The sequence below is a fragment of the Pseudoselenomonas ruminantium genome (assembly GCF_900113715.1).
In the GTDB taxonomy this organism is placed as follows: Bacteria; Bacillota; Negativicutes; order Selenomonadales; family Selenomonadaceae; genus Selenomonas_A; species Selenomonas_A caprae.
This window is the reverse complement of record NZ_FOQK01000002.1, coordinates 173,234-193,006: the sequence shown is the minus strand read 5'-3', so window position 1 is coordinate 193,006 and position 19,773 is coordinate 173,234. Positions and strand designations below refer to the sequence as shown.

The window sequence follows — 19,773 nt, the reverse complement described above, 5'->3', positions numbered from 1 at the left end:
CCTCCCATCTTGCGGGCAAACAGCTGGAATCATTGGTAAAAAAAAGCCGTAGTGTTACTATCATTGTAACACTACGACTGATAAAATTCTATCATTTAAAGATGGCACAGACGCCCAGATAAGCAACAGCGCCCATCATAGCCGTGCACGGAATCGTGAGGACCCAGGCCATGACCATCTGCTGGGCGACGCCCCAGCGGACGGCATTGACGCGCTTGGCCGTGCCGACACCCATGATCGAGCCCGATACGACATGCGTCGTGCTGACCGGCAGATGCAGAAGCGTTGCCGTAAAGATGACCGTCGACGAGTTGAGGTCCGCCGCAAAGCCCGAAATCGGCTCGAGCTTGAAAATCTTGCCGCCAATCGTCTTGATGATGCGCCAGCCGCCAACTGCCGTACCACAGGCCATTGCCGTCGCCGCCAGGACCTTGACATAGGTCGGGACTTCGAATACATCAATATAGCCGCCCGAAAGCAAGGCCAGCGTGATGATACCCATCGACTTCTGCGCATCGTTGGAGCCATGCGAGAATGCCATCATGGCCGCCGATAAGACCTGCATCTTCTTGAAGCGATGATTGATGGCCGACGGGCTGAACCGCCCAAAGAGCCGGAACAAAAGCGTCATCACCAGGCAGCCCGACACGATACCGAGAATCGGTGAACCGATCAGGGACAGGATAATCTTGCCGATACCAGCAAAATTCAGTCCATCCGTACCAACCGATACGAGAACGGCACCGATAATACCGCCAACCAGTGCATGCGAGGAGCTCGACGGCACAGCAAAATACCACGTGATGATGTTCCAAAGCACCGCACCGACCAGCGCGGCAACAATGATATGTTCATCGACATGCTGCGCGGATTTGACGATATCGGTACCGATGGTCTTCGCTACACCCGTACTGTACATGGCCCCAAGGAAGTTCAGTACCGCCGCCATCATGATGGCATAGCTCGGATGCAGCGCCCGCGTAGAAACCGCGGTCGCTATCGCGTTGGCTGTATCATGGAAACCGTTGATGAAATCAAACAGCAAAGCCAGCGCTATAACTGTGAAAATAAGCCACTGTACTTCATGCATATTTCATTACCACTCCCCGGATCATGTCAGACATTTTCTCACAGTGATCCAGTGTATCCTCGAGCTTTTCGAGGATATCTTTCCATTTGATGAGCTCGATCGGATCTTTTTCTTTGTCAAAGAGGTATGCTATCTCGTGACGGTAAACGCGGTCGCCCTCGCTCTCGATCTGAGCGATTTTGTGGGTCGCGTCGAGGATCTCAGCCTGATTCTTGCGGATATCCTTGAGCAAGGTAAACGCGCGAATCGTCTGCTCCGTCGCCTCAATCAGCAGCTTGGTCATGGCGACAGCACCGCTCATGGCCTTGCCGGTACGATACATCACAATGCGCTGCAAGGTTCCCTGAAGGTAATCCACGCCATCATCAAGGCCGTTTGCCAGTGCATAAATGTCTTCGCGATCGATCGGCGTGATGAAGGTCAGGTTGAGCTTATCGATAATCTTGTCGTTGACCTTATCAGCCTCATGCTCCAGATCATTGATCTCCTTTACCTTGTCGACCGCCTTGCTGTAATCCAGCATGACCTCATCCATCATGAGCGCGCCCTTGTAAAAATAATTCGCACTTTCGACGAACAGGTCAAAGAATTCGCTGTCTTTCTTTTTGAATTTAAACATACTGTTCTGAGTCCTCCCCCGAACGAAATATCACATACACATGTCTAACTATATCATCATTCCCCCTGCGATTCAACTAATAATTTCACTATTATCGCACAAAAAAACCAATTCCTTCCACTTAATAGAAGGAATTGGTTTTCGAAAATATTTTATTTCGTTAAAAACATTTTGTTATCAGCCAATCAGCCTTCAACGGCCTTGAGCGCCTTGAGGACTTTGGCCGCAATGCCCTTCATCTTGGCTGCCGATACCGAGCATGCAGCGATGCGGACGCCCATCTTGAGCGGCACAGCGAAGATCAGGTCATCGTGGAGCTTGTCGCAGACTGCCTGCGGATCCTTGGCCGGCACGGAGAGGAAGAAACCGCCTTTGTACGGCAGCGCATTGAGTCCGCACTCCTTGGCTTCCTTCATGAACAGCATGCCGCGCTCCTGGATCATCTGGTAGAACTCGTCGCGCTCCTTTTCGAACTGCGCCAGCGTCTCCTTGTCGGCCGAAATCTTAGCCAGGAGCGTCATGGCACCGCGGTTGATGTTGGACCAGGTCGCACGGCTCGTGTACTTGTTGATTTCCTTGAATTCCGTGATGACTTCCTCGCTGGAGGATACGGCGACGAGAGCGCCCGTGCGCTGGCCATAGGCCGTGTAGCCCTTCGACATCGAGAACGCGAACATGACGAAGATATTGGCCGGCAGGTTGCCGAATTTCTTCATGAACTTGCGCGTCTCGTTTTTCTCGCCGGCATAATCGATGTAGGCGATATCGACGAGGATGCTCATCTTCTTGCCCTCAGCAGCATATTTCTTCGTGAGGTCAAGGACCTTGTCCCAATCCTCTTCGGTCAGGCTGAAGCCCGTCGGGTTGTGGGCCGGGGTATTGATGATGACCAGCAGGCTGTCCTGGGTCTTCATGATCTCATCGACCTTGGCCGTGTAGGCAGCGATGTTGAAGTTGTTGTTCTCATCGAACAGGGCGTAGTTGGTGAGCTGGCAGCCGCACTCGTTGCAGATGACGTTGTAGGTGCCCCAGAACCAGTCCGAAGTCAGCACCTTGTCGCCGCGCTCGGCATAGTTGGCAACGGCGTGATGGATAGCACCCGTGCCGCCAGCCGTGGCGATCGCTGCCGTGTAGCCCTCGGGCTTCTGGTCCGCAAAGGTCAGGTCGATGACTGCCTCGAGATAGTCCGGCAGACCCGGAATCGGTGCATAGCGCACATAATCCTCAACCGAAAGGGAACGGAAAACGCGCTCCATCGTCGGGATGCTGGCCAGTTTCCCTTCATCATCCATCATGACGCCCATCGTAGCATTGGTAACCTTGTCAGCGCCGTGTTTCTTCGCGGCCTCAGCGCAGGCTGCGCTGGCACCAAAGATCGCATCTTTCAGTCTCTTGCTTGCAGCATGAGTAGCTGCCATACTCGTCGTCATCGGAATAGTTCCCCTTTCAAATCATAAAGCTTTCGTCATACCATAGTTGCCCTGCTGTTTTCGCAATAAGCACTATAATTCGTACAAATACTATAATAACTGTTCTTTGCTGTCCTGTCTACCCGCACAGCTGTATGTATACAATATTTTTACCCGCCCCCTTGACTTGTCAAACCTTGACTGGTCATCTGACAAGTCAAAACGGGCATAAAAAGGCTCTGCCATACCAGCAGGGACTGCTGGCATGCACAGAGCACAGATTCCTTATTTCACCGGAAAGAACTCATCATGGATCGCATTGACCGCCTCTTTGAGCTGCGAGCCCTTGACGAGACACGAAATGCTGATCTCCGACGTGCTGATGATATCGATGTTGATGCCAGCCTGAGAGAGCGCACCAAACATGCGCGCAGCCGTCCCCGGATTGCCGAGCATGCCAGCACCGACGATGGATACCTTGGCGACATCCTCCTCGATGAGAACGGCGACGGCACTGAGCTTATCGGCTACGCCATCGACGACCTTCTTGGCCTCAGCCAGATCACTGGCAGCCACCGTGAAGACCATGTCCGTGACATTCTTCTCGATGTTGCGGATGCTCTGGACGATCATATCGACATCGATGTTGGCATCTGCCAAAGCCGAGAAAATCTCATGCGCGATGCCCGGCGTATTCGGGATACCGAGCACGGCAATCTTGGCAACCTTCTCGTCATGGGCAACGCCCCGGATAACAAAATCTTTATCTTCCATCGTATAATCCTCCCTAATGATTGTGCCTGGCGTAGTCGTGAATGTCGAACGGACATGGATGGGGATATGGAAATACTCGCCCATCTCCACCGAACGCGGCTGCATGACGCCCGCACCAAGGCGTGCCATCTCCAGCATCTCGTTGTAGGTGATTTCCTTCATCTTGCGGGCGCCTTTGACGATGCGCGGGTCAGCCGAGTAGACGCCATCGACGTCGGTGAAGATCTCGCAGGTATCCGCCTTCAAGGCACCGGCCAAGGCAACTGCCGAGGTATCGGAACCGCCGCGGCCCAGCGTCACCGGGTCGCCGAGCTCATTGGCACCCTGGAAACCGGCAACGACCACGATATTGCCCTTGTCGAGCTCCTGATGCACGCGCTCCGGCGTGATATCCACAATGCGGCCTTTCGTATGCACCGAGTTCGTCTTCATGCCGGCCATCGGGCCGGTAAGCGACACAGCCGGATGGCCCAGTGTCTTGAACGCCATCGCCAGCAGGGCAATCGACTGCTGCTCGCCAGTCGTCAGCAGCATATCCATCTCACGCGTGTACTGATACGGATTCTTGTTGATGCCTTCTGCCAAAGCAATGAGGTCATCCGTCGTATCGCCCATCGCCGATACGACCATGACAATCTGATCTCCCGGCTGCTTCTCGCCGAGAACTCTCTTGGCAACATTCATGATCTTTTCCGTGGTAGCCACAGAACTGCCACCGAACTTCTTTACAATAAGTGCCATGATTCTCCCCCTAAACACAACACGCAGTCATCCTTAACAAAGTAACCACGGTCTTGTTTTATTTATCTTTTAATCGAAACATATTATACAGGAAAAAAAATCACATGTCTACCAAAAATCGCAAATTTGTGTAAACCTGTTCACTTGCAAGAAACAATCCTAGGATTCATCGTTACAATCAAGCTGTATTTCAGGCAATTTCCCCTGCAAACTGCTAAACAACCATCCTGCTTGCCCGCTTTTGACCCGTAAGCAAAAAAGTGGACATACGTCCCATAATATGATAGATTGTTTTAGGCATAATTCGTTTTATAAGTAAAGAAGGAGTGTTTTCACTTGCGTAATCGTTCCATCGGCGTGGACGAGAAGCTGCCGCTTCTCGAGACTATCCCGCTTTCCCTGCAGCATCTGTTTGCCATGTTCGGCTCGACGGTGCTGGTCCCGATCCTGTTCAAGGTCAACCCGGCAACGGTGCTGCTCTTCAACGGTATCGGCACCATCCTCTATCTCGTGCTCTGCAAGGGCCGCATCCCGGCTTACCTCGGCTCGAGCTTTGCCTTCCTCTCCCCGGTCTTCCTGGTACTGGGCCAGTACAGCTACGAGGCAGCGCTTGGCGGCTTCATCGCCGTCGGCATCGTCTTCTGTCTCGTCGGCCTGCTCGTCCGCGCGGTTGGCACCAAGTGGATTGACATCATCTTCCCGCCAGCTGCCATGGGCGCCATCGTTGCCGTCATCGGCCTTGAGCTCATGCCGACAGCTGCGGGCATGGCTGGCCTGACCGGCGACAAGCCGGCAGACGGCACGACGATCTTCGTCTCCCTCGCCACCCTGGCCATCACGGTCTTCGCTTCCGTCGCCTTCCGCGGCTTTCTTGCCATCATCCCGATTCTCTTAGGCGTCGTCGGCGGCTATATCATCGCCGCCCTCTGCGGCATGGTCGACTGGACCCTCGTCGAGACGGCACCGTGGTTCGCCCTGCCCACCATCTACACGCCGGTCTTCAATTTCGATGCCATCTGCATCATCCTGCCGGCAGCCCTTGTGGTCATCGCCGAGCATGTCGGCCATCTGATTGTCACGGGCAACATCGTCGGCGCTGACCTGACGAAGGACCCGGGACTTGACCGGTCAATCCTCGGCAACGGCATCTCGACGATCATCTCGGGCTTCTTCGGCTCGACGCCGAACACCACCTACGGCGAGAACATCGGCGTCCTCGCCATCTCCAAGGTCTTCTCGACCTGGGTCATCGGCGGCGCTGCAGTCTTCGCCATCGTCCTCTCCTGCTTCGGCAAGCTGGCTGCCATCATCCAGAGCATCCCGACGCCGGTCATGGGCGGTGTCTCGATGCTGCTGTTCGGCGTCATCGCCGCTTCTGGTATCCGCGTGCTCGTCGAGAGCAAGATTGACTACAACAAGCCCATCAACCTCATGCTGACCTCCATCGTCCTGGGCCTGGGCGTCTCGACGGCCAGCATCACGATCGGCACGATTGCCCTCAAGGGCATGAGCCTGGCAACGGTCGTAGCCATCATCCTGTCCATCGCTTTCCGCCTTATCGCCTCGCTGCGCGGCGAAAAGCTCAGCTAAGAATATGCCACGCATCGTAGTGGCGCTTCCGGAAGCTCTGGCGTCTATGCCCGCCAGGGCTTTTTTAGCGCAAAACCAAGGCATATCCAATACCATTTGGAAACGCATCAAGCACTCTGGCACCTTCCGCGTCAACGGCGAACTCGTCAACGCGGCGCGCACAGAGCTCAAGACTGGCGACATCGTGACCTACGACATCCTGCGGCCCAGCAATATCACGGCCGAAGACCTGCCGCTGGACATCCGCTACGAAGACGACTGGCTGCTCGTCATCAACAAGCCCGCCGGCCAGCTCGTCCACCCGACGACGCAGGAAGCACACGGCACCCTTGCCAACGCCGTCCTGTTTCATTATGCGCAGCAGGGCGAGGCTCACGCCTATCATCCCGTGCACCGTCTCGACCGCGAGACGAGCGGCCTCGTGCTGATTGCCAAGCAGCCGCAGATCCAGTACAAGCTCTCCCCCAAGGGCGTCAAGACGTTCCACCGCGAATACCTGGCGCTGATCCCCGGCGAGCTCACGCCGCCAGCAGGTACGGTCGACGCCCCGATTGCCCGCGCCCTGCCCAGCATCATCCTGCGCAAGGTAGCTCCCGACGGGCAGTTTGCCCGCACCCATTACGAAACCATCCGCACGAACCATGAGCGCTCCCTGGTGCATCTGACCCTTGAGACGGGCCGCACCCATCAGATCCGCGTCCATATGGCCCATCTTGGCCATCCCCTTTTAGGCGACGACCTCTACGGCGGCACGCGCGAGCTCATAAACAGGCAGGCCTTGCATGCCTGCCGGCTGAGCTTCACGCATCCGATGACCGGCCAGGCCATCTGCATCGAAGCACCGCTGCCTGCCGACATGCAACGGATTGTTTCGACTTTATAAGCAATATCTAAGGGTTGCTATTGCTTCGTATCAGTTTTGAAGAATTTTCAAAAATTTACCAGCGGACTATACACCATAACTCTTTTCTATGATATAATGAGTCTAGTTCAAGTTCATTTCATGAACAAATTACTTAGGGGGTAATGAAAAATGCCATTAGTCGGTACTAAAGAAATGTTCAAGAAAGCTTATGAGGGCGGCTACGCTATCGGTGCTTTCAACGTCAACAACATGGAAATCGTTCAGGGTATCACGGAAGCAGCTGCTGAGCTGAATTCCCCGGTTATCCTTCAGGCTTCCGCTGGCGCTCGTAAATATGCAAAGGGCCCGTATCTCCGTCACCTCGTTGAGGCTGCTCTGGAGGTCAACGATATCCCTGTTGCTCTGCACCTCGACCACGGCGCAGACTTCGAGACTTGCAAAGCTTGCATCGATGACGGTTTCACGTCTGTCATGTTCGATGGTTCTCACTATGATTTCAAAGAGAACATCAAACGCACGCAGGAAGTTGTTGCTTACGCTCATGAGCATGGCGTTTGCGTTGAGGCTGAGCTCGGCAAACTTGCTGGTATCGAGGATGATGTAAAGGTTGCTGCTCACGAGGCAGCTTACACGCAGCCGGAAGAGGTTGAGGAATTCGTCAAAGAGACTGGCGTTGACTCCCTCGCAATCGCTATCGGTACGTCCCATGGCGCATTCAAATTCAAACCGGAGCAGTGCACGCGCAATGCTGATGGCGTTCTCGTACCGCCTGAGCTCCGTTTCGACATCCTGGCTGAAATCGAGAAGAAGATTCCTGAGTTCCCGATCGTTCTCCATGGTGCTTCTTCCGTTATTCCGAAGTACGTCAAAATCATCAACGACAACGGCGGCAAACTCGACGATGCTGTTGGTATTCCTGAGGATCAGCTCCGCAAGGCTGCTAAATCCGCAGTTTGCAAAATCAACATCGACTCCGACCTGCGCCTGGCTCTCACGGCTGGTATCCGTGAGCACTTCATGGCTCATCCGGAGCACTTCGATCCGCGTCAGTACGTTGCTGATGGCCGCTCCTACATCAAAGAGCTCGTTGAGCACAAGATCAAAGAGGTTCTCGGTTCCGACGGCCGTGCACCGGAAATCCTTGCGCTCATCAACAAATAATTTGTTGCGGGCCGCTTAACCAAAGCGTAAAAGACCTGCAAGTAAGTTCTATCGGACTTACTTGCAGGTCTCTTTTTATCTCCACATAACTCCCCCCTTGCCACTACCTCCTCTTCCGTTGTAAAATAAAGGCAGAAGGGAGATTGCATAATCATGGCACGCATTAAAGAATGGGAAGAACTTACCATCAGTGACAACTTCCTATTTCAAAAGGTCATGCAGAACAAGCGACTCTGCAAACGCCTTATTCAGAAGCTGCTGAAAATCAAGGTAAAAAGCATCATTTACCCGGTTGCCGAGAAAAGTATTGCCATAGGAGCTACCAACAAAGCAGTCCGTCTTGACCTTTACGTTGAAACAGACGCCGGCACCATCATCGATATCGAAATCCAGACTACAGACGGGGCAGATGGCTGGCTGCCAAAACGAACCCGCTATTATCAAGCTATGATTGACCTTGATGTCCTCGGCAAAGGTATGGACTATATTGAACTAAAAAAGTCTTATGTAATCTTTATCTGCACCTTTGACCCATTTGATTTGGGCGAAAAAATCTATACCTTCTCCAATATTTGTCACGAACAACAAAATTTAGAACTCGGTGATGAAACCACAAAAATTTTTCTTAACGCGAAAGGCACCACTGGTAAAGTCGACAAGGACATCGAAAGTTTCTTAGCCTATGTCAACGGGCAGACCGCCAAAGGAAAATTTACCCAAGACATTGCCGCTGAAGTCGAACGTGTAAAGCAACATAACGAAACGAGGGTGGAGTATATGACGCTTATGATGGAACTAAAACAGCAACGACGGGAAGGATATGCTGAAGGCCAGGATTCTGAACGACTCAAATCCATCCGCAATTTGATGGAATCCCTGCATTTGACAGCCCAACAAGCAATGGATGCTTTAAAAATCCCTGTAAATGAACAACAAAAATATATAGCGCAGCTATGATATTAAACCGCAAAATGACATCTGACAAGTCAAATATTGACCAATCAGATGTCATTTTATTTGTAAGGTAAGCGCTAAATCATCCGGTGTTATCAATAACTAAAACAAGCCTGACCACGTTATCGATGGTCAGGCTCATCTTATTTGCAGTTCAGACGCGGGCTGAGCTATCCACAGATTTGCAGATGTTGTACACAGTTTGAATTAAAAGCTGTACGCAGGGGTGACCTTTTGTATAGCTTTAGGTTGCGAGATGGACAAGCGTTCGTAGAGCAAGAGGAATCCTGTCTCATCCCATAGCAGTCCCTTGATACGGTCTTTACGGCGGCCACAGAAAAGGAACAAGGCTGGCTGGTACGGGTCAAGCTGAAACTTTGACAGTACCAGCGCGGCAAGCCGTCGATGGATTTTCGCATATCTGTCCGGCCGCACGCCAGATAGACATGCTCGGCCGTAAGATTACGGATTAGCATACCGGAAACACTTCCTTGATACAGGCAAGCGTCTTAGCAAGCAATTCACTCGATGTCTGCTCATTGACTTCCAAGCTCACGGGACCACAGGAAAGATTCAATATTGAGGGCAGCATTGCGGTCTGAACTGTGGCCGTAACGGTAGCAGTTGCTAACGTCGCAAACTCAGGGGCATGCGCACTCTTTTGAGGAATCTGAAGTGCAGACACGGCAAAATCTTCGCAAATTTTGCGCTGCCAATAGTAAAAGGCATTGTACTTGATATTCTGCTGGCGGCAATATTCTGCAGCAGTAAGCCCGCTACTCTGTTGGGCAAGGATGATCTGTTTCCAGGATGCTAAAGAATGCTGCTGCTTGAGTTGCTGAATTTAAGTCAAAACCAAAACCTCCCAGACAATTTTCGACTAAAATGGCTTTTTCACGTTTTCAGCTTTTTCGTGTGGCTTATTTGAGTCAATTATCTCATCTGGGAGGAAAAATTTACATACACTGTATTATTTTGCGGTTACTTTTATTTTCCCTATCACATACTTTGAACTAAAAATTATTCTGACATAGTTTTTAATTCATCATCCAATTCAGCCTTAAAAGCCATTTTGGCTGATGAATAGCAAGCTTTTGCCTTTCCAACCTTTTGCGGATCATAGTCGCATATTGAAAACAATTCCTTATATTGTCTTACAATGTTTGAAAGATGTTTATCCATAAACGATTTTGGATTTACTACCCAATCGATGATATTTTTTCCGTCGACTTCTTTCTTTTCCAAAAGAGCTTGTAACCCGTAGAATAAAGGAATCAAAAAACCATCCGGACTAATGTTAATATCTTTAGAAATAGCTTCACCGCTAAAAGGTGTTTTCTTACTTTTTTTCTTTTCATTCATTTTTTTTACGGCGGTAATACTTCCAAACTTTCCTTCATTTTCGTTGTAAAGATCCGCAAAACGCGAATAAATGTAATCGTATAAAGTAGGAAGCTGTGCCACAATTTTAAACGCTGACAATACCTGATCATTGATAACAGCCTTTGTATAGTCATTATCTGATTTACTTGATACATCCGGCGACCCCATCAAGCGGTTAAAGTTTTTCAAGCACTGGCCTTTACCGCTATACATCTGCGTTTCATTAACAGCAGATGGATCAAATAATTTGTCAGAATTTTCATCATCTCTTACTGGATCTACAAGCTGTAGTGGAATCCAAGATAAGGCAATTAAATCCTGTACTTTAACCGTGCCACCAGCATTTGGTTTCCATTCAATACGATCAGATATATGTTTATTGTAACCATCCATCATATTTTTGAGTTGGTCAAAATATCCATTCTGATTAACTTTTGCAGAAAGCTGCAATTCAACATTGTTATTACGCGACTCACAAATATCAAACAAACTATCTCGGAATTTTTGTACCACTATTCCATCTTCCCTACTAGCTGGCACCTGCAACTCTACCGGTACGAGAAAATCAATGGGTGACTCATTATTTTTTTCAATAATATCAAGATAGTCTTCGATAACAGAATGATAATCTTTCCAGGATGATTTAAATTTTTCCCAAGTTTTGATACCTTTCGGCATCACTTCTCCCTGCTCTTCAAATGCTTTTTCAAGAATATATAATCCAATTGCCAACGTATTGTGTCCGCCATCTAAAATTCCTTCAATTTTGTCATTTTGGGTAGAGATTCGATAACGATTTCTTTCAAGAGCTGTATATTCTGAAACAGCTAATAAAACTCCTTTCGTTTTAAACGGAAATAACTCTGGTGTCTTATCAAGAGTCTCATGTATCGCTTCTGTAACAATGCCCACTTTTGACTCTCTTGGATTTGCCTCTAAACTAAGATGATCAATAACCTCGATAAATGCACGACCTCTTACATGTCCACTAATTTTTTTCATGTGGCCAACAACCAATTCACCTGGAAGATTAGCAAATTTTAAGATAAACGAATTTGACATAAAATAAAACTCCTTTCTTTATAGATTCTGGAAATAAAAAAGGACCAGCATGCCTGCTGATCCTGAAATATTTTATGCCAAATAGCACTCTACACTCTTTTATATTTCCAGGACCTATCCAGAACCCTATAATCTTTTTCAGCAACTATCCAGTCACCATTTACATCAATTATCCAACTGATGAATTAAGTATACTCCTATAAAAACAAACCGTCAAGGTTTTATTTTTTTTTCGTCAACCGCAGGATCTGCATTACTGTTTGTTTAAGGTTCAGACGCGTAGTTTTTTCTTCCATGGCCGCTTCTGCCGTCATTGGCATATGAAGGATGGGAAAATATGCGTCAATGCCATGCTGGTTGACCTGTTCTGCATCGGGAAGAGCACAGCCGCAGACCGCCACAGTCTTTATCTTCGGATTCAGCTTGTGCGCCAATTGAGCAACGCCGGCTGGCCCCTTGCCCATGGCCGTCTGCCGATCCATGCGGCCCTCGCCAGTAATCAACAGGTCGGCTGTCTCAAGGGCCTGACGAATACCGATAGTCTCAAGACAGAGCTCTGTGCCCGGCGTTAGCTCTCCGCCTAGAAACGTCCGAAAGGCAAAGCCTAAACCACCGGCGGCTCCAGCTCCTGGTACCGCAGCACCTATTGCCCCCAACTCCTTTTCGGCCAAGTCTGCAAAGTGGTGAATGGCCTCATCCATCACTTTGACAATCTCGGGGGTGGCCCCTTTCTGCGGACCAAATACCGCCGAGCAGCCCTGACTGCCATAAAGCGGGTTCGTCACGTCACAGGCAATGCGGAACTGGCATTCCTTCAGCCTGGCGTCGACCCGGCTCCCGTCGATTGCCGCCACATCTGCTAAGTCCCCGCCGCAGATGCCAGCTGGCGAGCCATCGGCCTTGAGGAACTTCCACCCTAAGGCGGTAAGCATCCCCAGGCCGCAATCATTGGTCGCACTGCCGCCAATCCCGATGATGAACTCCCGGCAGCCTGCATCGATTGCCTGCAGGATAAGCTCGCCGAGCCCGTAGGTCGTCGTCTGCAGGGGATTGCGCTTTTCCACCGGCACCATCGGCAGGCCTGCGGCATCAGCCATCTCAATGACGGCGAGCTTTTCTGCCGGTACCAGCCCATAGCGGCTTGTAACCGGCGCTTTCAGCGGCCCCGTCACCACAGCGGGCACGATCTGCCCCTGCAGACCCTCGACCAGCGTATCCACCGTTCCCTCGCCGCCATCAGCCAGCGGGAATATCTCCACCCGCGCCTGCGGAAAGACCGCCCGCACCGCATCGCTGGCCACCTGCCCGGCCGCCAGCGACGACAGGCTCCCCTTGAACGAATCAATGGCAATGACAATATGTTCCATCAAATAATCTCCTTATCCAAGCAAAATAAGCGACAACAGCCAAATGGCAAGCATCGAAACGACTCCAACCACCAGCGTCATCATCGTCTGCGTGCGATAGCCAGCCTGCGGCTCCATCCCGCTGAAATTCGTGACTACCCAGAAATAACTGTCATTTGCATGCGATACAGTCATCGCACCAGCACCAATTGCCATGACTGTCAGCAGGGCTGCCATTTCCGTGTTAAGCCCCAACGCAGACATCATCGAGGCCGAATCCGAAAACATACCGAGGATTCCCGCCGTAGTAGTGATGGCCACCGTCGACGAGCCCTGTGCTGTCTTGAGGATTGCCGAAATGATGAACGGGAAGAAAATCCCTACCGTAGCCAGGAAAGCTGCATTTTCTTTCATGAATTCCACAAAGCCTGCTGCCGTAATGACTTTCCCCAGTACACCGCCAGCTGCCGTTATGAAAAGGATCGGACCTACTGTCTTCAGTGCCTCCTCGGTAATGGCACGGAACTGGCCAAGCTTTTGCGTGGAGCTGAGCAGCAAAACAGCAAAGAGAACACCAATCGCGAGCGCAATGATTGGCGTACCGAGGAACTTCAAAAGCTCCGCTATTGGCCCTGCCAATTTCATCATACTAACCAGCGATCCCAACGCCATGAATACGACTGGCATGACAATCGGCGCAAACGAGGCCCAAGCCCCAGGAAGTTTTCCATATTCTGCCACGAGTTCATCATAGCTCTTGGCAGTCTCCTCTGCCCCCTGTTCTGTATCACTTTCTGCAGACGGGATATTCTGACCGCTGATATAGCGGACAAAAACATAGCCAGCGAGCAAGGCCGGAATCGACACGACAACGCCCATCAGGATAACCGCAGCCAGATTATCAGCCAGTCCCAAAGAACCTGCTGCCGCAATTGGTCCCGGCGTCGGCGGAATAAAGACATGCGCCACATAAAGGCCACTGGAAAGGGCTACTGCCATAGCTACTGGCGATACCTGCTGCAACTTCTTGCAGAGCGCCTTCCGAATTGGATTCAGGATAACAAAGCCACTATCACAGAATACCGGAATCGATACAATCCAACCCATCAACATAATCGCAAGTTCAGGATGCTTTTCCCCGACGCAGCGAATCACCACATCCGCGAGGCGAATAGCTGCACCGGTTCGCTCCAAAATAAGTCCAATCAAAGCACCAAGGATGATTACGATACCGATACTGGAAAACGTTCCTGAAAAACCAGCGCCGATAATACCTGGAATTTTCGCTAACGGCAGTTGCACGACGATTGCCAGCAATAACGATGTCCCCATCAACGATAAGAACGGATGGATGTTGAACTTCGAGATTGCCACAATCATCACAACGATTGCCAAAGCAAAGACGACAAACAAGGAAATACCAGTCATAATAAGACCTCCTTTGAATGGAAAAATGGCTCCCCTTTTCCTTACGGGATACTACTTCTGCATACTAAGCAGATTTCCTGCCCCCATTGGCTGGTCAGTGCATTTAGTTTTCCAATATTTTTTGTATGTTTTGTTGACAAGTTTACATATTTACAGTAATATATAAAGCAATTCCTTTATTCATACTTATTCTATATGTTTACTTTGTTATAATCTATTGTCAATCGTCAAATGTCAAATGTCAAAAGGAGCGGTCAACATGTCAACGAATCATCATCACCAGCATCCACACAACCATCCGCACGAGTACGATACCGTCCATGAACATGCCGACTGGCATACCCATGACCACGATCCACAGCATCCCCATGTGCATGGCGGTATCAACGACTATATGAAGGCCGTGGCCGAGTATCGCAAGACCTTTGCCTCCAAGCAGGATGTCTTAGAGCAGACGCCGGACCCTGCCGTGCGTGAGATGATGCTGCGCCTGGAGCAGCTGGGCCATGATACGGTGTTTGACCGCTTTGACCAGCAGAAGCCGCAGTGTTCCTTTGGCCTTGGTGGTGTCTGCTGCAAGATCTGCAACATGGGCCCCTGCAAGATCACGCCGAAGAGCCCGCGGGGTGTCTGCGGTGCCGATGCCGACCTCATCGTCGCCCGCAATCTTTTGCGCAGTGCTGCCGCAGGCGTGGCCCAGCATGGCGTCCATGCCCGGGAGATTCTCTTATCACTGAAATTCATTGCCGAAGGCAAGCTCAATCTTCCCTTGCTCGGCGAAAAGAAACTGCGCGCAGTCTGCAAGGCTTTCGGCATCGAAACGCGGGGCCAAAGCGCCAAGCGTCTGGCGGGCAAGCTCGCCGATGTACTGCTGGCGGACCTCTCCCGGGCTCTGCCCGATGACTATGAAACCATCAAGGCCCTGGCCCCGGCCGAGCGGCAGAAAGTCTGGCAGGATTTGGATATCCTGCCCATCAGCGCCTATAACGAAGTCTTTGATGCCTATCATCGCACTGGCGTCGGCACCGACGGCGACTGGCAGAGCATCATGAAGCAATTCCTGCGCTGCGGCCTGGCGTTCTGCTTTACGGGTGTCGTCGCCTCCAACATCGGCACCGATGCCATGTTCGGCACAGGCCACCGGGCTACCTCCAAGGTCAATATCGGTGCGCTCAAAAAAGGCTATGTCAACATCGCCGTCCACGGTCATCTGCCGACGCTTGTCAGCGAAATCGTGCGCATCGGCCACACGCAGGAATTCATCGAGCTCGCCCAAAAGAGCGGAGCCAAAGGCATCCAGTTCTACGGCATCTGCTGCTCCTGCCTGTCGGCGATGTACCGCTACGAGGGCGTCATCCCGCTTTCGAATGCGGTCGGTGCCGAGCTCGTTCTCGGCACCGGCGCCCTTGATCTCTGGGTCGCCGATGTGCAGGATGTCTTCCCATCCATCATGGACGTTGCCAAATGCTTCAAGACCACGGTGGTGACCACCAGCGATTCCGCACGGCTGCCAGGTGCTGAGCACTATGCCTACGACCATCATCACACCAATATCGGCGACACCGAAAAGCTCGCCCGCAAGATTGTCAGCCGCGCCATCGAAAGCTTTGCCGCCCGCCGGGATGTCCCGGTATTCATCCCCGCTTACGAGGTCACCGCCGATGTCGGCTTTACGGCCGAAAACATCGCCGAGCAGTTCCCCGGCTACCATGCCTTGGCCCGCGCCCTCGAGGCGGGACAGATTCGCGGCATCGTCAACATGGTCGGCTGCAGCAATCCCCGCGTCGTCTATGAACGAGCCACCGTCGATGTAGCTGAAGAATTGCTCAAGAACAACATCTTAATTTTCACCAATGGCTGCGCGTCCTTCCCGCTCTTAAAGCTCGGCTTCTGCAGCAAGGCTGGCGCCGCAAAAGCCGGCAAGTCCCTGCAGGAGTTTCTGTCCGCCCACGAACTGCCGCCGGTCTGGCATATGGGCGAATGCATCGACAACACGCGCGCTTCGACGGTATTTGGCGGCATTGCATCTGCCAGCCAAAAGGATATCAAGGACATGCCTTATGCCTTTGCCAGCCCCGAATGGTCCAACGAAAAAGGACTTGACGCCTCGCTGGCCTTCCGGCTCTTTGGCATTGACTCCTATCACTGCGTAGAGCCGCCGGTTCAGGGCTCTGTCAACGTCGAACGCTTCCTGAAGCACGATACGAAAGCCACCCTCGGCGCCGTCATGCATGTCAATACCGACCCTAAAGCACTAGCTACGCAGATTGTCGCTGACATCGAAGCCCAGCGGCAAAAACTTGGCTGGGACTAAGCTAGCCAGTGAAAGGAGACTGCCTATGAAACGAATCCTGTTTATCCTGACCATCCTGCTGACACTATTGGCGGCTGCTGGCTGTGGCCAGTCACCTGCTGCACCGCAGGCCGAAAAGGATGGCGTAAAAACCATCCGCATCGCCTACCTTCCGATAACCCATGCTCTGCCTTTATTTGCCGCCAAGGAACTGGAAACAGCAGAAAGCCCGGTAAAAATCGAGCTCATAAAATACGGCTCCTGGCCCGAGCTCATGGACGCCTTGAACACCGGCAAAGTCGACGGCGCCTCGGTACTGGCAGAGCTGGCCGTCAAAGCCAAAGAGCAGGGCATCGACGTGAAGGCCGCCGCCCTTGGCCATCGCGATGGCAACGCCATAATCGTCAGCAACGACATCGAAACGCCTGCTGACCTCAAGGGCAAGGTCTTTGCCATCCCGCACAAGCAGTCCTCCCATAAACTGCTGCTGGATCAGCTGCTCAAAAGGAATGGCCTGACCGAAACGGACCTGACCGTCGTCGAAATGTCACCGCCCGAGATGCCCGCGGCGCTTGCGGCCAAACAGATTGCTGGCTACTGCGTGGCTGAGCCCTTCGGCGCAAAATCCGTGGTGCTGGGCAATGGGCACGAACTCCTCCCAGCGCAGGAGCTCTGGCCCGACAGCATCTGCTGCCTTTTGGTCTTCAATGGGGATTTCTTAGCGGCCAACCACGAGCTGGCCCGCCAGTTTGTCCAGCAGTACAAGCAAGCAGGCAGCTATCTTACCGGGCATCCCGAGGCGCAGAAGACCATTGCGCTGAAATACCTCAAGGCCAAGGATAAGATCCTTGACCTCTCCCTCCAATGGATTTCCTACGACAACCTTTCCATCCCACGCGCCTCCTATGAGGAGCTTATCACCCGCATGGAGGCCAGCCACCTGCTGACCAAGGCGCCGGGCTACGAAGAGTTTGTCGATTCCCGTTTGTACGAATGAATCTGTTATCCCGAAAGGCTGTGACTCTATGAAACCTGCGATCCATCTCAGCGGAGCTCTGCTCCTGGTACTCATCAGCTGGCAGTCCATCGCCTGGCTGGGCGGCTGGAACGAAGCCCTCTTCCCCACCCCCGCTCAAACGGTACATGGTTTTGCCGAAATCCTCGCCGACGGCGTATTGCTGAAGGACATCGGCACGAGCCTCTACCGTTTCCTGCTGGGCTACACCACCTCAGTGGTGCTGGCCATGGCCCTGGGCCTGATCCTCGGCTGGTATCAAAGCATCTGGGCCTTCCTCAATCCCATCGCCCAGGTGCTGCGCCCCATATCCCCCGTTGCCTGGCTGCCCTTCATCGTGCTCGTCTTTGGCATCGGCGATATGCCATCGCTCGTCATTATTTTCCTCGCCGCCTTTTTCCCCGTGCTGCTCTCAACCGTAGCCGCCGTTGCAGGCATTGAGCCCGTTTACCTGAAGGTTGCCCAGAACTTTGGCATCGGCCAGCCCCAAATCCTGACGAAAATCATCTTTCCCGCCATCTTCCCCCGCATTGCCACAGGGCTGCATCTGGCCCTGGGCACCGCCTGGGTCTTCCTCGTCGCCGGCGAAATGGTGGGCACCCAGTCGGGCCTTGGCTTCCTCATCATCGATGCCCGCAACAACCTGCGGGCCGACCTCCTGATGACAGCCATCATCACCATTGGTGTACTGGGCCTCCTGCTGGACAGCAGCATCACTTGGCTGGAAAAACGCATCTACCGCCGTTGGGGCATCCCAGAAAGGAGCAACGCATGAGCTATATCGACATCCAAAACGTATCGCGGACCTATCAGAAAAAGAAGCAAGCATTCCGCGCCCTGGACCAGGTAAATCTCAAGATCGACCGCGGGGAGTTCCTCTGCCTGCTGGGCCCCTCCGGCTGCGGCAAGAGCACGCTCTTAAACATCCTGGCAGGCTTTGACAAGGTTTCAGAAGGCTCCATCACCATAGGCGGCACCCCGGTGACGAAGCCATCGGTCAAGCATGTGACGATCTTCCAAAACTACGGCCTGCTGCCCTGGCGCACCGTCGAAAAGAATGTGGAGCTGGGCCTGGAGAGCCTGTCTGTGCCGGCGGCCAAGCGTCAGGAAATCGCCCAGAAATACCTCGAGCTCGTCGGGCTCAAGGAGTTTTCCCAAAGCCATCCGGCTGAACTCTCCGGCGGCATGCAGCAGCGGGTCGCCATCGCCCGGGCCTTAGCCGTCGACCCCGAAATCATCTTCATGGACGAGCCCTTTGCAGCCCTCGATGCCCTGACCCGCATGAAGCTGCAGGATGAGATCTCCGCCATCAACCGCAGCCGGCACAAAACCATCCTCTTCGTGACCCACGACATCGACGAAGCCGTGGTCCTGGCCGACCGCATCGTCATCATGACGCCGAATCCCGGCCGCATCAAGACCATCATCCCCGTGGACCTACACGGCCAGCGCGACCGCACGAGCCCAGACTTCCTGCGCATCCGCGACCACGTATTTGCCGAGTTCTCCCTGAAGCCCGAAGACAGGACCGAATACTATATATGAGAAAAATCCCCGGCACGTCCAACCGTGCCGGGGATTTGTTTTATCCTTTATTTCTTTACCCAATAGTTGATATGCAGCTCGTCGCCAGCCTTGATATCGCGCTGCAGGAGCCAGTCGTTGAGCTCCTTGATTCCCGAGGTGAACTCACGAATCTCACGCGGGCCATAGTCGTTTTTCGCCATATAGGTCTCAGCGATGCCATTTAATGTATCGCCCTGCTCCACCGTATACACCGTTTCGACTAATTCGTAGTTTTTTGCAGCTGCCTCACAATCCATGCTGGTGAATCCAGCGAACACGACAGCCATAAGAATGACCAACGCCCTCTTCATTTTGGGTTCCTCCTGTAAAACCTATAAAAATATTAGTGCAAATGAACTGGATTTCTTTTGTGAACATCCTTGATTTGTGACTTGATTATATTCCTTTTTGCGGCCCTTGGCAATAGGTTTTCCGCAAAAAGAAACACTTTTTTACAGATTTTTTTCAGATATGCGT

Annotated in this window: 18 protein-coding genes; 8 read left to right on the top strand and 10 right to left on the bottom strand. The window is 52.3% G+C overall.

All coding sequences use genetic code 11. The annotated features are described in order from the left end of the window. Nucleotides 1-91: 91 nt before the first annotated feature. From BM181_RS02055 to BM181_RS02040, 4 genes are all read right to left on the bottom strand, one after another. Nucleotides 92-1,090: an inorganic phosphate transporter gene (locus BM181_RS02055; protein ID WP_075441960.1), complete on the bottom strand. Its 999-nt coding sequence runs from the start codon at nucleotides 1,088-1,090 to the stop codon at nucleotides 92-94. Further along, the gene (locus BM181_RS02050; protein WP_075441958.1) at nucleotides 1,083-1,709 is read right to left on the bottom strand and encodes a DUF47 domain-containing protein; all 627 of its coding nucleotides are present in this window, start codon (nucleotides 1,707-1,709) and stop codon (nucleotides 1,083-1,085) included. Before BM181_RS02050 ends, BM181_RS02055 begins: the two co-directional genes overlap by 8 nt. A gap of 185 nt (nucleotides 1,710-1,894) precedes the next feature. Beyond that, entirely contained in the window at nucleotides 1,895-3,139 is a 1,245-nt protein-coding gene (locus BM181_RS02045; protein WP_075441956.1) for an aminotransferase class I/II-fold pyridoxal phosphate-dependent enzyme, read from the bottom strand. A 264-nt stretch (nucleotides 3,140-3,403) separates the two neighbouring features. After that, nucleotides 3,404-4,633, bottom strand: a complete 1,230-nt coding sequence (locus BM181_RS02040; protein WP_075441954.1) for an aspartate kinase — start codon at nucleotides 4,631-4,633, stop codon at nucleotides 3,404-3,406. A gap of 336 nt (nucleotides 4,634-4,969) precedes the next feature. Between BM181_RS02040 and uraA the strand changes: the two genes are divergently transcribed. The 4 genes from uraA to BM181_RS02020 all read left to right on the top strand — a co-directional run bounded on the left by uraA (nucleotide 4,970) and on the right by BM181_RS02020 (nucleotide 9,206). Next, the gene (gene uraA, locus BM181_RS02035) at nucleotides 4,970-6,223 is read left to right on the top strand and encodes a uracil permease (RefSeq protein WP_075441952.1); all 1,254 of its coding nucleotides are present in this window, start codon (nucleotides 4,970-4,972) and stop codon (nucleotides 6,221-6,223) included. Nucleotides 6,224-6,227: 4 nt separating this feature from the next. Then, entirely contained in the window at nucleotides 6,228-7,106 is an 879-nt protein-coding gene (locus BM181_RS02030; protein ID WP_075441950.1) for an RluA family pseudouridine synthase, read from the top strand. A 150-nt stretch (nucleotides 7,107-7,256) separates the two neighbouring features. Then, nucleotides 7,257-8,249: a class II fructose-1,6-bisphosphate aldolase gene (fba, locus tag BM181_RS02025; RefSeq protein WP_074514112.1), complete on the top strand. Its 993-nt coding sequence runs from the start codon at nucleotides 7,257-7,259 to the stop codon at nucleotides 8,247-8,249. Between the two features lie 153 nt (nucleotides 8,250-8,402). Then, entirely contained in the window at nucleotides 8,403-9,206 is an 804-nt protein-coding gene (locus tag BM181_RS02020; RefSeq protein ID WP_075441948.1) for an Rpn family recombination-promoting nuclease/putative transposase, read from the top strand. Nucleotides 9,207-9,410: 204 nt separating this feature from the next. Here the strand turns inward: BM181_RS02020 and tnpB are convergent, their stop codons facing one another. The 5 genes from tnpB to BM181_RS02000 all read right to left on the bottom strand — a co-directional run bounded on the left by tnpB (nucleotide 9,411) and on the right by BM181_RS02000 (nucleotide 14,422). Then, nucleotides 9,411-9,638, bottom strand: a complete 228-nt coding sequence (gene tnpB / locus BM181_RS15705) for an IS66 family insertion sequence element accessory protein TnpB (protein ID WP_082336114.1) — start codon at nucleotides 9,636-9,638, stop codon at nucleotides 9,411-9,413. Nucleotides 9,639-9,672: 34 nt separating this feature from the next. Continuing rightward, entirely contained in the window at nucleotides 9,673-10,002 is a 330-nt protein-coding gene (tnpA, locus tag BM181_RS15835) for an IS66 family insertion sequence element accessory protein TnpA (RefSeq protein ID WP_442758762.1), read from the bottom strand. Nucleotides 10,003-10,223: 221 nt separating this feature from the next. Then, nucleotides 10,224-11,648 (bottom strand): hypothetical protein, encoded by a 1,425-nt coding sequence (locus BM181_RS02010; RefSeq protein ID WP_075441946.1) that lies wholly within the window; start codon nucleotides 11,646-11,648, stop codon nucleotides 10,224-10,226. Between the two features lie 221 nt (nucleotides 11,649-11,869). Further along, nucleotides 11,870-13,015, bottom strand: coding sequence for a glycerate kinase family protein (locus tag BM181_RS02005; protein ID WP_075441944.1), 1,146 nt, complete (start codon nucleotides 13,013-13,015; stop codon nucleotides 11,870-11,872). A 12-nt stretch (nucleotides 13,016-13,027) separates the two neighbouring features. Beyond that, a complete protein-coding gene (locus BM181_RS02000; protein WP_075441942.1) occupies nucleotides 13,028-14,422 on the bottom strand; it encodes a GntP family permease in 1,395 nt (464 codons plus the stop codon). Between the two features lie 259 nt (nucleotides 14,423-14,681). On the opposite strand from BM181_RS02000, the gene cooS reads away from it, so the two are divergent. The 4 genes from cooS to BM181_RS01980 are packed head-to-tail and all read left to right on the top strand — an operon-like array spanning nucleotide 14,682 to nucleotide 19,275. Beyond that, the gene (gene cooS, locus BM181_RS01995) at nucleotides 14,682-16,736 is read left to right on the top strand and encodes an anaerobic carbon-monoxide dehydrogenase catalytic subunit (RefSeq protein ID WP_082336113.1); all 2,055 of its coding nucleotides are present in this window, start codon (nucleotides 14,682-14,684) and stop codon (nucleotides 16,734-16,736) included. A gap of 25 nt (nucleotides 16,737-16,761) precedes the next feature. Then, nucleotides 16,762-17,712 (top strand): ABC transporter substrate-binding protein, encoded by a 951-nt coding sequence (locus BM181_RS01990; RefSeq protein ID WP_075441940.1) that lies wholly within the window; start codon nucleotides 16,762-16,764, stop codon nucleotides 17,710-17,712. A gap of 28 nt (nucleotides 17,713-17,740) precedes the next feature. Beyond that, nucleotides 17,741-18,505, top strand: coding sequence for an ABC transporter permease (locus BM181_RS01985; protein WP_075441938.1), 765 nt, complete (start codon nucleotides 17,741-17,743; stop codon nucleotides 18,503-18,505). Beyond that, nucleotides 18,502-19,275, top strand: coding sequence for an ABC transporter ATP-binding protein (locus tag BM181_RS01980; protein ID WP_075441936.1), 774 nt, complete (start codon nucleotides 18,502-18,504; stop codon nucleotides 19,273-19,275). The genes BM181_RS01985 and BM181_RS01980 overlap by 4 nt, the downstream gene beginning before the upstream one ends. 47 nt (nucleotides 19,276-19,322) lie before the next feature. Here BM181_RS01980 and BM181_RS01975 read toward each other — a convergent pair whose 3' ends face one another. After that, nucleotides 19,323-19,607 carry a LysM peptidoglycan-binding domain-containing protein gene (locus BM181_RS01975; protein WP_075441934.1) on the bottom strand — a complete coding sequence of 95 codons (285 nt, stop codon included), beginning with the start codon at nucleotides 19,605-19,607 and terminating at the stop codon, nucleotides 19,323-19,325. Between the last annotated feature and the right edge of the window lie 166 nt (nucleotides 19,608-19,773).

Coding starts and splice junctions, on each gene's coding strand:
- BM181_RS01980 (WP_075441936.1), top strand. CDS start 18,502: ATGAGCTATATCGACATCCAAAACGTATCGCGGACCTATCAGAAAAAG.
- BM181_RS02020 (WP_075441948.1), top strand. CDS start 8,403: ATGGCACGCATTAAAGAATGGGAAGAACTTACCATCAGTGACAACTTC.
- BM181_RS02045 (WP_075441956.1), bottom strand. CDS start 3,139: ATGACGACGAGTATGGCAGCTACTCATGCTGCAAGCAAGAGACTGAAA.
- BM181_RS02040 (WP_075441954.1), bottom strand. CDS start 4,633: ATGGCACTTATTGTAAAGAAGTTCGGTGGCAGTTCTGTGGCTACCACG.
- BM181_RS02055 (WP_075441960.1), bottom strand. CDS start 1,090: ATGCATGAAGTACAGTGGCTTATTTTCACAGTTATAGCGCTGGCTTTG.
- BM181_RS02050 (WP_075441958.1), bottom strand. CDS start 1,709: ATGTTTAAATTCAAAAAGAAAGACAGCGAATTCTTTGACCTGTTCGTC.
- BM181_RS02005 (WP_075441944.1), bottom strand. CDS start 13,015: ATGGAACATATTGTCATTGCCATTGATTCGTTCAAGGGGAGCCTGTCG.
- BM181_RS01985 (WP_075441938.1), top strand. CDS start 17,741: ATGAAACCTGCGATCCATCTCAGCGGAGCTCTGCTCCTGGTACTCATC.
- fba (WP_074514112.1), top strand. CDS start 7,257: ATGCCATTAGTCGGTACTAAAGAAATGTTCAAGAAAGCTTATGAGGGC.
- BM181_RS01990 (WP_075441940.1), top strand. CDS start 16,762: ATGAAACGAATCCTGTTTATCCTGACCATCCTGCTGACACTATTGGCG.
- BM181_RS01975 (WP_075441934.1), bottom strand. CDS start 19,607: ATGAAGAGGGCGTTGGTCATTCTTATGGCTGTCGTGTTCGCTGGATTC.
- BM181_RS02010 (WP_075441946.1), bottom strand. CDS start 11,648: ATGTCAAATTCGTTTATCTTAAAATTTGCTAATCTTCCAGGTGAATTG.
- BM181_RS02030 (WP_075441950.1), top strand. CDS start 6,228: ATGCCACGCATCGTAGTGGCGCTTCCGGAAGCTCTGGCGTCTATGCCC.
- BM181_RS02000 (WP_075441942.1), bottom strand. CDS start 14,422: ATGACTGGTATTTCCTTGTTTGTCGTCTTTGCTTTGGCAATCGTTGTG.
- cooS (WP_082336113.1), top strand. CDS start 14,682: ATGTCAACGAATCATCATCACCAGCATCCACACAACCATCCGCACGAG.